The following is a 357-nucleotide window of genomic DNA, read 5'->3' as shown; positions in this document are numbered from 1 at the left end:
GAACTACGCGGTGGGCGAGGCGGCGATCTGGTTCCGCGTCGAGCCGGAGTCGGCGCTCGCGCGGGAGTGCGACGGTCAGCAGGTCGTCGTCGAGGTCGACCACGTCGACTCCGAGAACCGGACCGCCTGGAGCGTGGTCGTGGTCGGGATCGCCCACCTGGTCGACGAGCTCGACGTGCCCGACACCCTGATCGAGATGCGGGTCTGGCCAGGCGGACCGCGCCGACGCTTCGTGCGTGTCGAGCCGGACCGGCTCACCGGCCGCCGGCTGCTCAGCGCCTGACCAGCGCCGCGATGTCCGCGGCGCCGGTGCCGCAGCAGCCGCCGACCAGCTCCGCTCCGGCCGCGACCCAGGCG

At 74.2% G+C, this 357-nt stretch carries 2 protein-coding genes; one reads left to right on the top strand and one right to left on the bottom strand.

Going from position 1 to position 357, the window contains the following annotated elements:
• Positions 1-283, top strand: a 283-nt coding sequence (locus Q0L15_RS19660) for a pyridoxamine 5'-phosphate oxidase family protein (RefSeq protein WP_296606285.1), incomplete at its 5' end; no start/stop codon positions are given.
• Here Q0L15_RS19660 and Q0L15_RS25035 read toward each other — a convergent pair.
• Positions 273-332: a hypothetical protein gene (locus tag Q0L15_RS25035; protein ID WP_366939618.1), complete on the bottom strand. Its 60-nt coding sequence runs from the start codon at positions 330-332 to the stop codon at positions 273-275. The genes Q0L15_RS19660 and Q0L15_RS25035 overlap by 11 nt on opposite strands.
• Positions 333-357 lie beyond the last annotated feature (25 nt).

The organism is Nocardioides sp. (genome assembly GCF_024509035.1).
GTDB lineage: Bacteria > Actinomycetota > Actinomycetes > Propionibacteriales > Nocardioidaceae > Nocardioides.
The sequence above is the reverse complement of the archived record's forward strand: the minus strand, read 5'-3'. Positions and strand labels throughout refer to the sequence as shown.